The organism is Actinoplanes sp. NPDC051633, from assembly GCF_040681735.1.
GTDB lineage: Bacteria > Actinomycetota > Actinomycetes > Mycobacteriales > Micromonosporaceae > Actinoplanes.
The window spans coordinates 16,255-35,033 of the sequence record NZ_JBFAZH010000003.1; the positions used below are offsets into that span (position 1 = coordinate 16,255).

General features: G+C 63.8%; 15 protein-coding genes and 1 tRNA gene. 13 read left to right on the forward strand and 3 right to left on the reverse strand.

The genetic code is table 11. From position 1 onward, the window contains the following. The first annotated feature begins 123 nt into the window (after positions 1 to 123). The 5 genes from AB0M20_RS00450 to AB0M20_RS00470 all read left to right on the forward strand — a co-directional run bounded on the left by AB0M20_RS00450 (position 124) and on the right by AB0M20_RS00470 (position 8,074). Positions 124 to 2,139: an AIPR family protein gene (locus tag AB0M20_RS00450; protein WP_364291324.1), complete on the forward strand. Its 2,016-nt coding sequence runs from the start codon at positions 124 to 126 to the stop codon at positions 2,137 to 2,139. Continuing rightward, the gene (locus AB0M20_RS00455; protein WP_364291327.1) at positions 2,136 to 3,650 is read left to right on the forward strand and encodes an ATP-binding protein; all 1,515 of its coding nucleotides are present in this window, start codon (positions 2,136 to 2,138) and stop codon (positions 3,648 to 3,650) included. The genes AB0M20_RS00450 and AB0M20_RS00455 overlap by 4 nt, the downstream gene beginning before the upstream one ends. Beyond that, entirely contained in the window at positions 3,647 to 4,633 is a 987-nt protein-coding gene (locus AB0M20_RS00460; RefSeq protein WP_364291330.1) for a PD-(D/E)XK motif protein, read from the forward strand. Before AB0M20_RS00455 ends, AB0M20_RS00460 begins: the two co-directional genes overlap by 4 nt. Then, a complete protein-coding gene (locus tag AB0M20_RS00465; RefSeq protein WP_364291333.1) occupies positions 4,630 to 7,590 on the forward strand; it encodes a Z1 domain-containing protein in 2,961 nt (986 codons plus the stop codon). Before AB0M20_RS00460 ends, AB0M20_RS00465 begins: the two co-directional genes overlap by 4 nt. A 187-nt stretch (positions 7,591 to 7,777) precedes the next feature. Next, on the forward strand, positions 7,778 to 8,074 hold the full coding sequence (locus AB0M20_RS00470; protein ID WP_364291336.1) for a hypothetical protein: 297 nt from the start codon (positions 7,778 to 7,780) through the stop codon (positions 8,072 to 8,074). Positions 8,075 to 8,349: 275 nt separating this feature from the next. On the opposite strand, the gene AB0M20_RS00475 is transcribed toward AB0M20_RS00470, so the two are convergent. After that, positions 8,350 to 9,081: a hypothetical protein gene (locus tag AB0M20_RS00475; RefSeq protein ID WP_364291339.1), complete on the reverse strand. Its 732-nt coding sequence runs from the start codon at positions 9,079 to 9,081 to the stop codon at positions 8,350 to 8,352. Between the two features lie 102 nt (positions 9,082 to 9,183). Between AB0M20_RS00475 and AB0M20_RS00480 the strand changes: the two genes are divergently transcribed. Then, positions 9,184 to 9,259: transfer RNA gene (locus tag AB0M20_RS00480), tRNA-Arg, on the forward strand. 369 nt (positions 9,260 to 9,628) lie between these two features. Here the strand turns inward: AB0M20_RS00480 and AB0M20_RS00485 are convergent. Then, a complete protein-coding gene (locus AB0M20_RS00485; protein ID WP_364291342.1) occupies positions 9,629 to 9,757 on the reverse strand; it encodes a hypothetical protein in 129 nt (42 codons plus the stop codon). On the opposite strand from AB0M20_RS00485, the gene AB0M20_RS00490 reads away from it, so the two are divergent. From AB0M20_RS00490 to AB0M20_RS00505, 4 genes are all read left to right on the forward strand, one after another. Continuing rightward, the gene (locus AB0M20_RS00490; protein WP_364291344.1) at positions 9,734 to 10,918 is read left to right on the forward strand and encodes a tyrosine-type recombinase/integrase; all 1,185 of its coding nucleotides are present in this window, start codon (positions 9,734 to 9,736) and stop codon (positions 10,916 to 10,918) included. The two genes, AB0M20_RS00485 and AB0M20_RS00490, sit on opposite strands and share 24 nt — an antisense overlap. Before the next feature lie 140 nt (positions 10,919 to 11,058). After that, positions 11,059 to 11,448: a hypothetical protein gene (locus AB0M20_RS00495; RefSeq protein WP_364291347.1), complete on the forward strand. Its 390-nt coding sequence runs from the start codon at positions 11,059 to 11,061 to the stop codon at positions 11,446 to 11,448. A 73-nt stretch (positions 11,449 to 11,521) separates the two neighbouring features. Beyond that, positions 11,522 to 11,803 (forward strand): CGNR zinc finger domain-containing protein, encoded by a 282-nt coding sequence (locus AB0M20_RS00500; RefSeq protein ID WP_364291350.1) that lies wholly within the window; start codon positions 11,522 to 11,524, stop codon positions 11,801 to 11,803. A 502-nt stretch (positions 11,804 to 12,305) separates the two neighbouring features. Continuing rightward, a complete protein-coding gene (locus AB0M20_RS00505; RefSeq protein WP_364291353.1) occupies positions 12,306 to 13,262 on the forward strand; it encodes a hypothetical protein in 957 nt (318 codons plus the stop codon). A 55-nt stretch (positions 13,263 to 13,317) separates the two neighbouring features. Here AB0M20_RS00505 and AB0M20_RS00510 read toward each other — a convergent pair whose 3' ends face one another. Next, positions 13,318 to 15,375, reverse strand: a complete 2,058-nt coding sequence (locus AB0M20_RS00510; protein ID WP_364291356.1) for a hypothetical protein — start codon at positions 15,373 to 15,375, stop codon at positions 13,318 to 13,320. A 189-nt stretch (positions 15,376 to 15,564) separates the two neighbouring features. On the opposite strand from AB0M20_RS00510, the gene AB0M20_RS00515 reads away from it, so the two are divergent. From AB0M20_RS00515 to AB0M20_RS00525, 3 genes are all read left to right on the forward strand, one after another. Next, complete coding sequence (locus AB0M20_RS00515) at positions 15,565 to 16,596, forward strand: NACHT domain-containing protein (protein ID WP_364291359.1); 1,032 nt, start codon at positions 15,565 to 15,567, stop codon at positions 16,594 to 16,596. Between the two features lie 228 nt (positions 16,597 to 16,824). Continuing rightward, positions 16,825 to 17,604 (forward strand): peptidoglycan-binding domain-containing protein, encoded by a 780-nt coding sequence (locus tag AB0M20_RS00520; protein WP_364291362.1) that lies wholly within the window; start codon positions 16,825 to 16,827, stop codon positions 17,602 to 17,604. Between the two features lie 70 nt (positions 17,605 to 17,674). Then, positions 17,675 to 18,779, forward strand: a 1,105-nt coding sequence (locus tag AB0M20_RS00525) for a hypothetical protein (protein ID WP_364291365.1), incomplete at its 3' end; no start/stop codon positions are given.

The window sequence follows — 18,779 nt, forward strand, 5'->3', positions numbered from 1 at the left end:
GATCGGTGCTCAGCACCGGGTGTCCCGACGTCGCTCCGGAGAGGATCATGTTCACGTTCAGCACCAACCCCCTGACCACGCGCTGGACGGCACCTTGGAGCGCGGCGCTCAGGAGGGCAGCCGATGCGTGAGTCGCAGCTGGACTTCTACGCTTACACGCTGATCGAGGAAGTGCGGACCTCAACAGAGATCAACGATGCCGGTTCCCAGGATGCATTCGCCACCCTCGTCCTGGAACAGCTGGTCGCGGACGGTCTCACCGAGGACGCGACTGTGGTCCGCTTTAAGGATCACGGCGTGGAGATCAGCGGCTACGGTGTCTCGTCGGACGACACCTACCTCGATCTGTTCATCACCCACTACAGCCCGCGAGCCGACGACGCCCATAAGGTCAATCGGTCGGAGGTCGAAGCTGCGTTCCGCCGGCTCGCGAACTTCCTGACCCGCAGCCTATCGGGTGCCCTGGCGCGGAAAGGGCCGTCCTCTGAGCTGACCGGCATGATCGAACGGGTCGTGGACAGCTACCAGCGGGTCGAACGGGTCCGCTTCCTGTTCATCACCAACGCCCGCAGCGTGCTCCGGGAACCCCTGCCTCCGTTGCAGTACGAGGACCGGGAGATCAGCCTCGACGTCTGGGACCTGCGCAGGCTAGCGAACTGGAACACTTCCGGCAGCCGCGCCGAACCGATCGTGGCCGATTTCCCCCGAGGACTGCCCTGCCTGGGAACACCCACCACGACCGACGACTACTCGGTCCTGCTGGCCATCGTCCCGGGCGAGGATCTGGCGGAACTGTATTCGCGGCACGGCGCACGCCTGCTCGAGCTGAACGTCCGGTCGTTCTTGCAGCTACGCGGCGCGGTCAACGCCGGAATCCAGACAACGCTCGTCAATCATCCCGAACGCTTCCTGGCCTACAACAATGGCATCGCGGCCACCGCATCCGCCGTGGACCTTGACTCCGATGCGTCAGGCCAGCGGGTCATCCGCAGGATCCACGACCTGCAGATCGTCAACGGCGGGCAGACCACAGCGTCGATCCACCACGCGCGCCGAAACAACCCCATCGGCTCCGTACTGGTGCAGATGAAACTCACCGTCGTATCGCCGGACCGGCTCGACGAGATCGTCCCCCAGATCTCCGCGTACTCCAATACCCAGAACAAGGTTACGGCGTCCGACCTCAAGGCCAACGCCGGGTTCCACGTCGACGTCGAGCGCATCATGCGTTCCCTGTGGGCCCCGCCCGGGCCGGTCCACGACAGCGACACCCGATGGTTCTACGAACGGGCCCGGGGGCAGTACGCCAACGCCGTCGCGGCCGAAGTCACCAGGGCGAAGCAGAAGGTCTTCAAGGCGATCAACCCGGCGGACCAGAAGTTCACGAAATCAGATCTGGCCAAGTTTGAGATGTCGTGGCGCATGAAGCCGCACCAGGTGAGCCTGGGCGCTGAGAAGAACTTCACACTGTTCTCAGAGCTGCTCGAGCAGGAGTCGATCACCGTCGACAAGGACTACTGTCGTCATCTGGTCGCCAAGGCAATCCTGTTCCGCCGCACCGACAAGATCGTCGCCAGCCTCAGGTTCGGCGGGTACAAGGCCAACATCGTGGCGTACACCGTTGCGAAACTCGTTCACGTGACCGGCGGACGGCTCGACCTGGAACAGATCTTCAAGACGCAGGCCCTCTCACCGGCGCTGGCCGAAGCGGTCGCCGAACTGGCCCCGCTCGTCCAGAAGGTGATTACGTCGCCGCCGGGGGGCGGCAACGTCGGGGAGTGGGCCAAGAAGGATCAGTGCTGGGATGCGATCCGCGACATCGACTGGACGACCCCTCCAATGCTGGAGACGGAACTGACGGCAGTCGACACCTACGAAGCCGACGTCGACGCCCTGCACCGCACCGAGGTCGGCGACTGGGAGGACCTGGCAGCCTGGGGCGCCGACACCGGCGCGCTGGACAGCAGGCAGCGTTCCACCGTCCGGGACGTGGCGCACGCGCTGTCGCAAGGCAACACACCGGCCGGCCGGCAACTCCGGCAGGCAAACCTGCTGATGGACGTCGCCCGCGGCCGCGGGTTCCGGCCCACCCGCATGTCAAACAGTCCCGTCGACCCCCGCTCAAGGACGCAACGATGACCGTGTGGACACCCGACGTCCCCACCCAGGGCACAGTCGAACTACCACCCGACCCCCGTGCGCTCGACTCGCTCGGGCGAAACCATCAGCTCGATACTGCGCTGGCTGACCTTGTAGACAACTCCATCGACGCCCACGCACGGAACATCCTCATCAGGTTCATCCGCGACAGAGCGCACCTGGTCGGCCTGTATGTCGTCGATGACGGCCACGGCATGACTCCGGACACGATCGACACCGCCATGACGCTCGGCGGCCAGCGTGAGTATGACCCGACCGATCTCGGCCGCTTCGGCGTCGGGCTCAAGGCAGCTTCCTTCAGCCAGGCCGCCAGCCTGACCGTACTGACCCGGGCCGCCGGCCACGAGGCGGCCGGGCGGCGCTGGTTGCACGACGAGAACCGGACCGGCTTCAACTGCGACATCGTCGATACCGCGTTCGCCGTAGCCGAACTGTCCCGGCCCTGGCGGGTCGACACATCCCGTTCCGGCACCGTGATCCGCTGGGACCAGGTCTCCGGCTTCCCGGTGACCGACGACACCCAACAGGTGAAAATCTTCCTGGACCGCACAATCGACGCGGTCCGCGGACACCTCGGTCTCATGTTCCACCGGATACTTGCCGCCGGCCGTACACGAATCATGATCGACGTCGAGGACGTGCAGGCAGGCATCGGGATTCCCACGGAAATTGCCCCAATCGATCCGTTCGGCTATACGACGCCCGCTCCGGGCTGGCCCCGCGTGCTCATCGCTCAAACTAATTTGGGCCGCCTCGACATCACCTGTCACATCTGGCCCCGCAAGTCCAGTACCGAGCAGTACCGCCTGCCGGGCGGTGCCGAGAACCGCCAAGGCCTGTACTTCTACCGCCGCGACCGGCTCCTGCACGCCGGCGGTTGGGAAGGCATCCACGCCCCGGACAAGAAGCTCCAACTCGCCCGGGCCAGCATCGACATCGACGGCGACGTCGCCGGACTGTTCACGATGAACCCGGAGAAGTCGCGGGTCACTGTCGGCGCCGACTTCGCCCGCGCTGTCACAGCGGCACGCGCTGCGGACGGCTCCACCATGGGCGACTACCTGCGCGCTGCCGAGGAAACCTGGACCGTGAGCACCCAGCGCGCAACCGCGCAACGACGCGCCGTCCTGCCCCCCGGCAAAGGGATCAACCCGAAGGTCGCACGCGAGATCACCGACGAGCTCCCGCAGATCAACTCGGACGCCCTGAACATCGTCTGGGGAAAGATCGACAACGACGAGTTCTTCGAGATCGACCGAGCGCACACGACCCTGCGGCTCAACCGGCGTTACCGCGAAGCCATCCTCGGCGGACGGCGCGGCGGTCTCAACGACGCGCCCCTGGTCAAGGCGCTGCTGTTCCTGCTCACCGAGAACGTATTCAGCGGAATGCACCTTGGCGCCCGCGACAAGGACAACATCGTCCTCTGGCAGGGAATACTGACCGCCGCCGCGCGAGCCGAACTGTCCACCTACCCGGGACGCGCATGACTGCGAACGAAAGACACCTCAGCGGCGACAGCTTCGCATCCTTCCTGAACCTCGGCGTGCCGGTAGACCATCCACTCGACGGGACGCCCCGCCTCATCCTGTTCATCGACCCCGACAACGGACGCATAGGTCTACGCGGACCGCTGCGTGCCAAAGATGCACCTGCAGCTACTGGGCTTGAACACCTGAGCATTCAGATCGTCCACCTTGGGGGCGAGCGGATGGTCGAAATCGCCGTCGACAACCCTGCGCTGTTCGCCGACGCCTACCCCGTGCTCTGCGGAGTAGCCGACCGTGCGCAACTCGATGGCATGTCCCTCAGCGAAGCACTGCGAGAGACGCTGCGCCGGCTGGGCCACCTCATCCGGGCGGAAGAGAAGCTCACGCGGGAGGTGGAAACCGGCCTGCTCGGAGAACTGGTGCTGCTGATCGGCCTGGCGACCACCGAACGGCCGGAGGTAGCGCTGCGCTGCTGGCGCAGTGGCGGCGAGGAACACGACTTCGGTCTCCGCCAGCTCGACGTTGAGGTCAAGACCACGACTTCGGAGAGCAGAATCCACCACATCTCCTCCCTGACACAGCTGCAGCAGACCGGTGACCAGCCGTTATGGCTGCTCTCCCTGCAAGTCACGACTGCAGGAGCAGGGGGAACAACCTTGGCCGAGCTCATCCAGCGAGTCCGGGCCCTCCTACCTACGCCGGCGCTGCGGGACGACTTCGACGAATGCGCACACGCGGCGGGCTGGCGCCACCGCTACGCCGACGCTCCCATGCAAAGGTGGCGGCTGCGCACCGAACCATCGTTGTTCGCCGTCACGGCCGGCTTCCCTCGCCTCACCCCGGCGCTGTTGTCGGCAGCCGGAATCGACCTCGGCGTCGTCAAAGACATCCGATACCGGCTCGACCTCAGCAGCCGACCCTTCGACCAGGCACCCGAGGCCCTGCGCGCAGCGGTCGCCGCCGGAAAACAGGAGCTGCCATGAGCGACAGCCTCACCACCGCCTACAGCGCCGTCCTCGACGCCATGAAGCGGACCGGACCGAAAGGTCTTCATACGCTGGCGGTTGTCATCGGCGACGAGAGCTTCGCCGACGGCCGCGCGCTGCTGTCCCATCTCGGTGCCGCCGGCCCTGAAGATCCGCTTCGCCTTCATTTCCACCATGCACTCGCAGGCTGGGACCGCGCCGATACCGACGAATCCTGGGCCGCCGGAACCGCTCACAACACCGCCGAACGTCGCGAGGCCATCCTGACCGCCCTTCAGCTCGACCAGGAATCCCGGGAGCTGTTCGAGGACCGTTTTCCCTACGCTGGCACAGCTGGCCCCACCGTCATCGCCGACGACTGGGAGGAATGGCGGACAGAGGAGAATCGCCACAGCCGCAGCTTCTACTGGGACCACTATGAGAAGTACCTCGTCGGCAAGGGCTGGCATCCGGATGCTGTCGCCGATGTCGACATCGCCACCGAAGAAGTCGTCCGCCGACTGTCCGACCCCACCAGAGCCATGGCTTACCAGGCGAAAGGTCTCGTCGTCGGGTATGTGCAGAGCGGAAAGACAGCCAACTTCACCGGCGTCATCGCCAAGGCCATTGACGCCGGGTACCGCTTGGTCGTGGTGCTCACCGGCACCACCAACATGTTGCGCGCACAAACGCAGCGCCGGCTCGACATGGAACTGCTAGGCCACGAAAACATCGCTCTCGAGATCTCGGCCCATGACACCCGCGTACATGAGTACGCAGACGACCCCGACTGGATCGTGCAGAAATTCGTGCGACACGGAGGCCGGCCATCCGACGCGGGCTACCCCGATATCCGCCGACTCAGCACCCACTCCGGGGACTACCGAAGCCTCCGGCAGGGCTTCTCCGCGCTCGAGTACCACCGGCGGCAGCCCAGCCGGCGGCTCTTCCACCCGGCGAACCTGTTCACCACCGACGCGCGCCTGGTCGTCGCCAAGAAGAACAAGACCGTCCTGGAGAATCTCGTCGCCGACCTGGGTCGCATCATCGAACGCCTCGGCGAAGTGCCGGTACTGATCATCGACGACGAGTCGGACCAGGCGTCAATCAACACGGTGAGCCCCATGAAGTGGGAAACCGACCGCACGAAACGTACTGCCATCAACCAGCTCATCGGCCAGCTGCTCACCATGATGCCGCGAGCCCAGTACGTCGGTTACACGGCAACGCCGTACGCGAACGTGTTCGTCGACCCCGACGACAACGAGGACATCTTCCCGAAAGACTTCCTCGTCGCCCTCGACCGTCCGCTCGGCTATATGGGCGCAGAGGACTTCCACGACTTCGACTTCGACATCCCGCTGGACCAGCGCAACTACGCCGAATCCCAGGAGCGCTGTCACGTCCGCATGCTCAAAGACGAGCCACAGGACGAAGAGCTACAGGACGCCCTCGACATGTACGTGCTGACCGGTGCTGTCAAGCTCCATCGCGAACGACTCGGCCGGGCCAGGTACCGGCACCACACGATGCTCGTGCACGAGGCGATGGGCCGCGAATCGCACCGCGAAGCCGCCGCCACCATCAACCGCATGTGGACCCAGGCCGACTACCGGGGGACCGACGGACTGGCCCGGCTCCGCCGGCTCTACCACTCAGACGTCCTGCCCGTCAGCCAGGCGATCGCCTCCGAGCTACCCACGCCCACGAACTTCGAAGACCTCGCCCAGGACATCGGCGAAGCCATCAACCGGATCAGCCCGCCCGGACGTGACTCCAGTCCCGTCATCGTGGTCAACAGCGACAAAGAGCTCGAGGGCGCGCAGGAAAGCCTCGACTTCGATCGACGCCCGGTCTGGCGCATCCTCGTCGGCGGCAACAAACTCGCCCGCGGCTTTACTGTCGAAGGGCTCACGGTGACCTACTACCGCCGAGCCACGGCCCAGACCGACACCCTCATGCAGATGGGTCGATGGTTCGGATTCAGGCCCAAGTACCGCGACCTCGTACGGCTCTACACCACCTCCGAACTTCATGGGCTGTTCGCCGCAGCCAGCAAGGACGAGGAGTACCTACGTGCCGAGCTGCGCCGCTATGCCAAACCGGTCGACGGCGTCTCCCAGATCACTCCCAGACAGATCCCGCCGCTCATCGCGCAACACCGTCCCGACCTTCGGCCGACCAGCCGGAACAAGATGTGGAACGCCCGCCTCGTCGAGCGGAGTTCACCGGGCGAACCCATGGAGCCCGTGGCCTACCCGTATCCCGGCACCGCCGCGCAGCGCAGAGACATTCTGAGCAACAACCGGGCTTGGGAGCCGATCCTGGCCGCGGCCGCCGACAAGGCCGTCAACTTCAGGACCGTCCGAGCCGTCAGAGTCGACGGGAAATCCATCATCCGAGCAGCGAGCACCTTCTACGAAGCCAACGTCGCAGAGGTAGACCATCAGTCGATGCTCAAGGTGCTGGAAAGCCTCAGCTGGAGCAGCCCCGACACGTTCAAACCCGAACTCGCCTGGCTTCAGGGCCTCCGTCCCGATCAGCTGAACCGCTGGGTCGTCATCTTCCCTCACCAAAGCTCCGGAACTAACACCACACAGAAGATCCTCGGCCACGGGCCATTCACGATCTTCCAGCGTGCATGGACGCAAACACAGGGATCCATCCGCGTCGTAAGCGAGGTTCGCCACCGAAACGCTGCCAACCGGATTGCGGGACTGAGAAGCACTGTGGAGGATGGCGAAGCAGACCGACTGCACCGCCCAGCAACCGGCTCATTGGTCGTCTACCCGTCGGTCGAGAAGAAGGAAGCCCCCACCGGCAAACTTTCAGACGTCATCCCCGACGACCGGATCACCATCGGCTTCCATCTTGTGACACCAATGAGCACCATGCCGCTGAACGGCAAGCTGATCAAATGGCAGGCCAGAAACAGCAGCAACCCCAATGCGGTCGTGGTGGAGGCCAGGCCCTGAAGATGGGACTCAACTTTTTGTAGTGTCCGGACCGATTGACTTTGACGCTGCGGGGTTCTTTCCGACCTTCAGCTCTGGAAGATCTTGACCCTGTGCCTGCGTACACAGGGTGCAACTTGGAGGAGGCAGGCAACGTGACTGTCCATAGACTTGTCGCGGCAACGCGTCGTGCGGATCGGCCGGCCCGATGACTGGCGGCCAGATCGCCGGTAGCCCTGATGATGTACTGAGCCTGTGCCGAGCGCTCTATGACGCGAATGGCATGCTCGGGCTCGATGCAAGCGGCGAGGCTGAACTACTTCGGCAGGTTCAGCTTGCCGAGACAGCCGCCGCGTTCGATCCTGCCGACCAGGAAGCGATGGCTTCAGCGCTACGCGCGATTCGGTACCAGCTCGTCGAGGTAGCGGACGGTCCCATTTCTGCGTTCATGGCTGACGACGCAGCCCGCATAATCGGCGACGGTATCGGTCGCCTCTTCTCATAGGCGTCCCTCAGCGTGCCCCCTGCGAACCACTAGTTGCCGACCGGCGAATTTGGGAGGAGTTAGCGAGACAGTCCGTGGCTTCGGTCGCGAGTTCGAACACCACGTCGCCTGTTCCGACCCCCAAAGTCTTCCCGACACCAGCCCGCTGTGATGAGCGGGGAGCCGCTGCCAGCTGCGCTGTTCAGCTCGACGGCCGGCATGATGAATTAGCACAGCACCATAAGCGGCATTACGCGCGGCTAGGCACCGTCGTATGTCAAGTTCATGAGACTGGTTCACGGCTTCCATGTGTCACAGGAGTAGGTGGCGTTGGTGCTGAGTAGGACTACGTGGATTGCCGCGGCATTCCTGCCGGTTCTGGTCCGTTGGGTGAGGTCCCGGTAGCGGGGGTAGTCGGGCAGGACCATCAGCGATTCGTGGCCGGGGTGGCTGTCGAGCAGCATGATGGCTTTGAACAGGGCCTGACTGAACCAATGGCCGGCTTGGGTGCTCGGTTGGTCCGCTTGGTCTCTGTGGCTCGGCGAGGGTCCGCGTAGCCGGCTGACGGCCAACCCTTCACCTCGGCGCCGAGGTGCCGGCCGTTCCCGCGGGGCTAGGACGTCGACGCCGGGCGCCTTTGTCGCTGTGTCGGCCATGGCCGTCACCAGCCAGTCGTGTTGGTGCAGCACCTGCGCGAACGCTGTTTGTACGGCGCCCTCCCAGGGCCAGCTTTGATCTGGGTTTCCTGATGACGGCGCCGGCGGTCGGGTGTCGATCGTTCTAGGTGATGGTGCGGTCCGGCCGGTGATGTCGAAGCCGAGGGCTCGGAGGTGGCGGATGGCGGTGTGGCTGGTGAAGTGAGCACGGTCGAGGCGCAGTGCCAGCTCGAACGCCTGCTTGACGGGGAAGGTCACGTTCTCGATGCGGACGCCGTGTGCTTGGACAGGCTCTGGCGTGACTCCACGGGCCCGTTCGGCCACGGTTGGCGCGTCGAGTTCGTGCGTCACACCGTTGAGGATGAAGCGCACTGTGACCTCCCGAGTGTCTGCTTTCTCCGGCTCGTCGTGGAGGACGGGACGTGTGTCGGTGGCCGGTTGGCCTGGTAGTCGGCGCTGGTACCCTTCGAGCACGGCCTAGTAGCTCAGGGGATAGAGCACCGCTCTCCTAAAGCGGGTGTCGCGCGTTCGAATCGCGCCTGGGCCACCATCGTCACACCTCCGCCATGTCGGCCCGAGGCCTCCGGGCTCTGAGCCGGCCGTGCCGAGCGACCGAAGCTTTCGGCGTCTTCGCCATTCTGCAATGGCATGGCCGGAACGCCTTGACCTTGGCGGGGCGTCCACGGCTCAATCGTGGGCATGTCCGTCCCGAGCCGATCGCGTGTGGTGCCTGGGGTGCTGTCCGGTGGCTGACCGATCGATCTACAAACACTGCACCTGCCGCGATCCGCGGACCCGCCGACTCGTCGGGATGACCTGTCCACTGTTGCGACGCGGCAACCGGGCGTGGAGCTCCAGTCATGGATCGTGGGCGTATCGGCTGGAGCTGCCGCCCACCGCGGAAGGTCGTCGACGGCAGCTACGCCGCGCCGGCTTCACCGATCACGAGGCGTGCCGCCGCGAGGTCGAGCACGTTCGGGAAGCGCTCACGCTCGCCGGTCGCGACCGCATCCACCGCACGCAGGTGGGTGACCTGCTGCAGCGGCAAGTCAGCAATAGGCTGCCCATGCCCGACCTCGACGAACTGCGTCATCGGCTCCGGACCGGCAGCCCACTGCTCGGCGTGCCTACCGTCGCGGAATGGCTCACCGCCTGGCTAGCCAAGATCAAGGTTGATGAGTCGACGCTGCGATCATACGAGTCGCAGGTCCGCACCCATCTCATCCCGCACCTGGGCGACATCGTCCTCGACCGGCTCCGCCCGCACCACATCGAAGACCTCTTTGACCGGATCGAGGCCCGCAACACCACCATCTGTGAGGCGCAGGCCAGCAATGATCCGGCGGTCCGGGCGAGCGTCCGCGGTTTGAAGGTCACCGGGCCGGCTACCGTCGCTCGGGCCCGCGGCACCCTACGCAAGGCGTTCAACGACGCGCTCGCCCGCGAGATCATCACCGGCACGGCGAACCCGGCCAGCCTGATCAAGACCGCCAATCCCAGACCGAGACCGGTGGTGTGGGAGCCCGAGCGCATCGCCCGCTGGAAGACGACGGGGCATGTTCCGTCGCCGGTGATGGTGTGGCCGCCGGCGCTGGCACGCGAGTTCCTCGACTTCGCCGCTGAACACTCCCCGGACTTGCATCCGATGCTGCACTTCATGACGTACCGCGGTCCGCGCCGCGGTGAGGCGTGTGGGCTGCTCGACGCCGAAGTCCGCCTCGGTCAGCATGAGGTATCAATCGTGAACCAGCTCGCCCGCTACGGCGGCCGGCTTCGGCAGAAGCCACCCAAGAGCGAGTCCGGCAACCGTGATCTCATCCTCGACGCAGACACCGTCGCCGTGCTCAAGGCCTACCGGGCACGCCGCATTGCCTGGCAACTCAAGGCCGGCAGCACCTGGCCCGACACCGGCTTGTTCTTCGTCCGCCGCAACGGTAAACCGTGGAACCCCGGCACCGTGTCACAAGCCTTCCGGCGCCTGGTGGCCCGGGCCGGACTACCCCCAGTTCGGCTGCACGACCTACGGCACGTCGCCGCGACCGTCGCCCTCGCCGCCGGCGTCGACATCAAAGTCGTCTCCGAACAACTCGGCCACTCCACCACCACCCTCACCCGCGACACCTACCAAAGCGTCGTCAAGGACGTGCACCACGAGGCGGCAGCGGCGGTGGCTGACGTCTTCAGAACGAACTATGGACGGAAAGCTTGACTTTCGAAGTTCAATGACGAGATATCTATCCATGAACGCTCCGTCGCAGCTTCCGCTGGCTCCGGAGGAGCCAGTCTCCATGCCGGCACGCTTAGACTGTGTGTACAAAGGGGTGTGGGGATAGCCAGTACGCTGAAGGCGTGGGTGAGTTCCCGGATGGCACTGAAGTTCGGTGGCACGAGCCTGAATCTCGGCCGCCGCCGGGCTATCTCTCGTACAGCGAACGAAAGCCGTATGTCGTTGCCGATACGCTGACCACGCTGAGCGGACCGACGCGAGGCGTGGTGACATTGCCAAGCCACCTCGACTGGTCAGGCGACGCCGTATACGACCTGAGCCGACCGGGGTGCCTGGCCAGCATGTATAGGGTGGTGCTGAACGAGGCCGCCACCGTCGAAGATCTGCGCGCCTGGCTTTCCGGCGACTTGCTCGTTCGGCTCTGGCCCACCCTTTGGCTGCCGCGGCAACTCCGACGCCGCTGGGAGGAACGCTTCCCAGAACTCGCAGCCACCCGCACGGACGCTGCGTAATTAGCGGATCAGCTTCACGACGGCTTGCCGCAACGGGCTTGCGGAGCATGCGCCCGAGCCGTATGCGGACCCGGTGACGCTGACTCTGCAATTACAGATGACCGGTCAGCATTCGGTCGGTGCACTCGCCTCCGAGGCCCTGGAGGTGATCGGCACCCCGGCCAAGCGCGACCGGCTCCACGAGTGCTCCGGCGATCACTGCGAGCTGGTGTTCGTGGACACCTCTCGATCGGGCAGTCGAAGCTGGCGCTCGATGGAACGCTGCGGCAACCGCCGCAAGGTCCGCACACCCTGGGGCCGCCTCGCCGGCACCGCCGCGGCGCCGGCCTCGCCGGTATTCTTCATGGATCGATAACACCGCTTATGTCGGCCGCGTAGATCTTGGTCGCGTGCCGACCAATTGGTCCGGGCTGCTCGCCGCCGAGCGATCGAGCCCCCGGTCAACTGCAACTTGTTGGCGACCAGTCGAACAGCGTCTAGCCGGCGGCCAGCGCGATGTCGGCCGCGAGGTCGCCGAGCAGCATGGCCCTGCGCCGCTCGATCCGCCCCTTCGGCGGGCCGCTCAGCTCATGAGCAGGTTTCTTTCTGGCACCGAGGCGGATCGCGTATGAGTCCCAAATCGCTCAACCGTGCCTAGCTGGCAAGGGTGACGCCAAAGACAAGCCGCGCTAGTACAAAGATCGGACGTGCCTCGTACTCGACGAAACGGCTGTTGTTATCTATAGCTGGGTATACATTGACGGTCTTTCGTCCTGAGTGGAGTTGTTCAGATGCCAACGATGCTTTACTACCCGTTCGCCTCCGCTCCGGAGAGCGTCATCCAGCGAGCGATACTGTACTGGGATAGCCTACGCACCGTGGTCGCACCCAACTGGCAGCGCCGACTGAGCCGTCAGATGAGGTCGGTCGTGGACTGGGGATTTTACTCGCCAGTCGAACCGTACGAAGAGTTCGAGGACAGACTGACCGCATCCGTCATCGGTCCGGAGCTAGAACATGCAGTCAAGGGAATCGGCGTGACCGAAGCCCGGCTTCCGGACCGGCCACCCGCCCTCGACTCAGATGCGATGCTCTACACCGCAAAGCTAAGTCCAAGCGTAACCGACCTCTTGGTCCAAGAAGGGTACGCGGCTCCACACCCTGACAATCCTTTCCGCCTCTATGGCTCGCCACGGCTGATGCATCTCGTCATCAGCATCATCGCTGCCCGAATTGCAGCCGAGAACAACGCAATCCACGGCAATGAGGGACCCGGCGGCCTACACCCGCATACCGACCTCCAGGCCGCGTTCCGCATGAACGTTGATCCGGTCGCGGGCCGGCGTGTTGCGGACGGGTGGAAGATAGACATCGGGCCGCTACTCCCCGTACCAGGAGAGGGGGTTGACCTCACGGATCTGTGGCACTTCCGGGAGCGCCATGAACCAGCACGCCAAACCATGATGGACGCGCTCACCGAACTCTTGTCGAATCTCGAGAACCGCCACCCTCGAGACGCGTACGCACGCGTCGAGCGTCAACTGGCTGACGCTCGCGAGCAAATCGTCCGCTACGGCCGGGAATCTGGTATTTCTTTGTGGTTGCGCAAAGGAGTGTTAGTTACGGTCGCTGTGGCGGCCGAGTACGCCGGTCAAACTGCAGACATCCCGGGTTTGGGCACGGCCGCGGCGGCTCTTGCAGTTATCAGCGGCCTCGCTGTGAACGTTACCAGCACGTCGGTCAGACAGCCCGGACGACTCGAGCACGATTACCGATACCTGCACCTGACCGAGTCCGAGTTCAGTCGATCGGGATTCGCACCTGGTGATCGATAACTATGTGTATGCAAATCGCCCGCCAGGGAGCGATAACATCGTACATCTTCAGCCTTCACTTGATGTGTTGCGCAATTTCCCGAGCGATCGGCCCCCAGGTATCCCATACATCCTCAATGAGTCTCTGTCCAGGAACAGTCTTGCCGCTGAATCGATAGGGTTCGTATTCCTCGCGCACGTATATCATCTCTCCGTTAACACGAACGATCCCACGCTGCTGAAGTACGTCGACTGCCGCCTTAAAGGTGTCTCCCTTTAGAGACTGACAGCCCTGCAATTTCATCATGAATGCCCCTCGCTCCCCAGCGTGGCCGTGCGTGCGGGTCAGGTTCATGAGCATTTTCAGGAAGCGCACCGCACGGTCACCCGGATCAGCCGTATCCGCAAGCTCCAAAGCCTGGCGAAAGTTGACCCACGGATACCGCAAGGTAGCGGTTTCTAACACTCTCAGCTCGAAGTCTCCCTGGAAAGGTTCCCGGGCAATGACACTCGGGAGATGTATGTCTCCCTCAACTTCAATAACCACCGCATTGTTGGAACCGCCGGCTTCCGATCTTGGCGTCGCGCGATGCGCAAACTCGATAGAGCTGCCCTCGATTACCAACGTCCTACAATGCAGATAAAGGTCAGGCCCCAGCACCGTGGGGGTGTCATGGCCCGGAATCCGCACCTCGCCGAAACTCGTTAACGTTAGATCCTCAAGAGGGCCAAAGAGCCTCAATACGTCCGGCGCCTCCGAGATAAGTGTGAGGTGGGTTTGTGCGGGAGTTCCTGCGCGGAGCAGGCTAATAGCCGCCTGGTACTCACCACCTCCGACCTCGGCCGCCGCGACTGACGCGAGCGCACCGCTAAACTCACCCGCCGTGATTGAGGCGTGAAGTGCTGCGAACTGCCATTCATCGATTACTGGCTCGTCGACGTCTAGGACCACTAGATCAAACAAGAGGCTCGAGTCGTTGCCGACATCGATTAGTCGCTGACCACTGAAGGTGGTGCCGAAGCGTTTAGATGCCGCATAGGCAGTAAAAACGGCGCTAGCCCACGTTGAGTCGTTTCGAAATGGATGGTCATTCAGGAACGGCCGAAGATTCTCGACATAGTCATTCCTCACACTCGGTTCGGTAATATAAGACAGCGTCGGCTCCGGACCACCCTCGAGATCGTGACAAAGCCAATCAATCTGCTCTTCAGGTCCGTACACGAGCGAAGGCTCAAGTCCGAGTTGCTTGGCCAGCGGTGTCATTTTTCCTTGATCCCGAGTTAGGAGATCATCGAGGATGTGCTTTAGTTCATAGAGGTGTCGGTTTCCGCCGTTCGGGACTCCGAAAGTGTTCGAGACCGCGAAGTGATTCTCCTCGCGCAGTAGCACTGCTGCGACAGCGTCGAGCACTGGCGCGTAACCTGCAAAGGTCTCTGCGGCCTGAGTCGGAACGGAACTCACAACGGATCTGAGTACCGCGTCTCTCGCGGCCTGATAGTACGTCCCATCAAGAACCGAGGCGTTCTTCGTTCGGCGCCTAACTACTCCATCGACGTACCGAAGTCGCTCTTCCCTACCGAAATGCGATATTTCGAGCCAAGCGATTGACTCGACGTCATCGGCGAGACTTACCCATACCTCTTCGAGGGTACGCTCACGGCCAAACAGAACAAACCTACACCCTTGACGTGAGACTTCAGCCAATGAATCCAAGAATTCTGTCCATGACGTACCCGAGACTCGAGCGCGCGCCTCATCTAGAGAGTCGATCAGAACCGTCGGGGAGCTCAAGGCGGCGAGAACGGGGATTGGATCGGTGACGTTCAAATAACGACCAAGGGCGAAAAGAAGCGACGTTGCGCTTACGGCTTTGTCGTCCTCTAGCTTCCACAACGGGGCGCCGAGTTGACGCGAGAGTTCCTCAGCCGACCTGCTCTTCCCCGCAGCCCCCCGAGCTGAAACCAAGATGACCGAAGACGCTAGGTCGTCAAATCCATCCCGAACCAGCAACTCGGGGTTTACGAATAATTTTTCTTCGTCGAAGATCCGGAAGCTGGTTTGGGGGACACCCGGAAGTCCGCCGGCTCCGTTGAGTGCGGCGACCAACGTAGGGTACGGAATCTGAGTGTCCATAGTTCGATCTCATCGTAAAGCTGCCGCCAATTCAAGCGCGCAACGTCTCGCAAGTCACTGATACGCGCGGACGACCGCCTGCCGGGCTCCGTTTAGGGCAGCCGACCATGCCTGGCGCATGACCGCGAGCGCGCGGGCTCGACCCACGAACGTGGGGTGCCAGGGCGCAACCAATACATCTACACCACCATGACGCCAGCGACCGTTCTACGTCTGGCCGAGGCTGCCGACCGCCTGGCCCGAGCAGTCCACGCGCAGTGGGCGGCCGAGGAGGGACAGCGGCGTTTCCGTGACCCGTTCCCCCTTGCGGTCCGCTGGGCCAACGCGAACGAGCATCTGGTTGACCACTGGCCCAACATCCGCCGCGCTGCGGCCAGCGCCGGTCAAGAACCCCTGGACTTGGGAGGCCAGCTGAATCAGGTTGTCGATGTCTATCGCCGCGTTCCGTCCGGACGGCTTGTTGTCTTAGGTGACGCTGGCTCCGGCAAGACCATTTTGGCCATTCGCTTCGTGCTCGACATGTTGGAGCAGCGTCACAGCGACGGAGCCGTGCCGGTCATCGTCGACCTGGGGGGTTGGGATCAAACCCGACTTTCGGTCGGCAAGTGGATCGTCCGCCAGTTGACTCTCACGTACCCCGGCCTGCCGGCGCCGGCCACCCTCCTCGATTCCGGAATGACACTGCCTGTCCTCGACGGCTTCGACGAGATCGCCGCTGGTTTCCATCCCGCGGCACTCAAGAGCCTGAGCGCCACCAACATGCCGCTGCTTCTGACCAGTCGACCGGAGAATACGCCGCGGCAGTCGATGCCGGTGACGTCCTTACCGCCGCGGCCGCTGTCGTCCTATGTAGCCGACTGTCGACGACCTTGTTGCTTACCTGCCACGCTCGACCCGCAAGACCAACAACTACGGACCGGCCACGACGAAGTGGGACTCAGTCCTGGAGTCGATCAGCAATCCATACGAACCCCCGGGGCGAGCGCGGTCCGAGAGACGCTTTCCACGCCCCTGATGGTCAGCCTGGCCCGAACTGTCTACAGCGACGACCGGACTGCCGATCCCGTCGAACTCCTCGATACCACGCGCTTCACCGCCTCCACCGACGTCGAGGCCTATTTGCTCGACGCCTTCCTCCACACGGCGTACGACCATGGTCCTCGCCGCGAATCTTGCTACTGGTGTCACCGGCACTTGGCCGGCTGTCAATCTGCTGACTAAGGCGGGACAGGCCTTCCCTTCCCGCGAACGTTCGCGGTATACCAGTGGCATTGACGGGTGCCGCACCATCAGCTCCGTCCGGCCGCCTCCCACGGAGGCGACGGCCGCCGGTCCGCTGGCGGCCCACCGCATGATCTCACGGCTTCGCCGTTTCCCGAATCACCGAACAGCGCCAGCATTGCCGGGCCGGCGCCCGCTGCTCATGTACCGCTGCCTCGGGAGGCGCAGATGGCGCACGTCTTCAACCAAGACCTGTCCGAATTATCCCCGTGGATCCTCGCCGAGGTTCAGCACGGCGAGGACCTGGCCACCGGATCAGCCGGTCCCCATGTGCGCCGGGCGCAGGAATGGCTCTCTTTACACGGCCACGGCGTCGTCGTCGACGGCGACTTCGGACCGGCAACCGAGCGGGCTGTGCAGGCGTTCCAGAACGACGCGGGGCTCATCGACAGCGGTCAGGTCGACGAAGCCACCTTCACCACGCTGGTCACACCGATGATCGACGTTCTTCGGCAGGGCTTGAACGCGTCGGTTCCGATAGCCCAGGCGTTACTGGACTACGCCGACGCCCACCTGAGCGCCCAGCCCCGGGAGGTCGGCGGACCCAACAGCGGACCGTGGGTGCGGCTCTATATGAGCGGCCGGGAAGGCGGCCAGTTCGCCTGGTGCGCCGGGTTCGTGACCTTCCTGCTGGACCAGGCGGCGCAATCACTGGAAGTGGACAAGCCGATCGCCGGATCGGTGTCCTGCGACGTCCTGGCCGCTCAGGCGACCCGGGCCGGGACGTTGCTGGACGAGACAGCCGCACCCGGCACGGTGACGCCGGGAAGCATCTTCCTCGTGCGCCGGATCCCGGGCGACTGGACACACACCGGCGTGATCACCGCCGTGGCCGGCGACACGTTCGACACGATCGAGGGCAACACCAACGACGCCGGGCACCGCGAAGGCACCGAGGTGTGCGCCCGCACCCGGGCCTACCCCGGCAAAGACTTCATCCTGCTCTGAACCGCGCCCACCGGCAGACCGGGGCCGCGCCACGATCTGAACCGTCACCTCTATGCGACAGGGAGCAACCATGCCGGACGTCTTCAAGCTGCTGCGAGACCTTCATTTCAAAGCCGTCGGTATCGACCCGAAGACCAACGCGATGCCCACCGGCTATTTCGTGTCCTTCCGTGAGATCGGCCTGCCGATCCGGCCCGACGACTACCGGAACCCGTACTCCCCCGTCGGGATCAAACTGGACAAGCCCGTGCCGGAACAGCCACCGGCCGATCCGGCTACCGCGAAGAAGACCGCCAGCGAGCAGCAAATCGACACCGACGCTCAACTGGCGAACGTCACCGACCAGCAGCGCAGCTACATCAACACGTTCCTGTTGACCGACCGCAAGCTGCGGATGAGCAGCACCTATCAGGCGATGCGCGGCACCGGCCGGATGTCCGACGCCTGGTGGGCGATCATGACGGGGGCCAACGGCATACCGCCTACCGGTGACATCAAACCGGAACTGCGGGCCGCCTATGACGAGGCTCGTGCGATGCTGATGGACGCCGACGGCAATCCAACGCCCAAGTACCAGCGGTACCTGGACTACGAACAGAAACACCGGGCCGCGGTCAAGGCGTACAACCGCGAGTACAGCGCGGCCTTGACTGATCCGCGCAAGCTCGCCGATTTCCCCCGGGTCGGCAAGCCGTTCCAGGATGACGTCAACAGTGCCTTCGATCAGTGGGAGGGTTTCGGCGCCCGATCGCAGATCAGGAGAGCAATCGACACGCTGGCCGCGCAGGGCACTGACCCGGCCATCGCCCTGATCTCGCGGGCGAAGCGCCGCTGGGAGAACAGCCTGCTCACCTTCCCCGGGATCGGCTCGATCCCCTGGACGATCATGAGCCCGTCGTCGTGGTACGAACCCGACGACGACACCGGCTGGTACGACTACACCAGCACCGACTTCCACACGGACGCCCAATATGACAAATCGACCAACTCGGCGTCGATCGAAGGGGGCGCCGGCTGGGGGCTGTGGAAAGTCGGCGGGTCGTTCAAGACCGAAAACTCCAAGACCGATCTGAACGTGCAGACCGACAACCTCGAGGTCAAGATGAAGTACGCGATCGTCGACGTCGACTACGTCGGTATCGACACGTCCGTACTGAGTTTGAAGAACTGGTTCC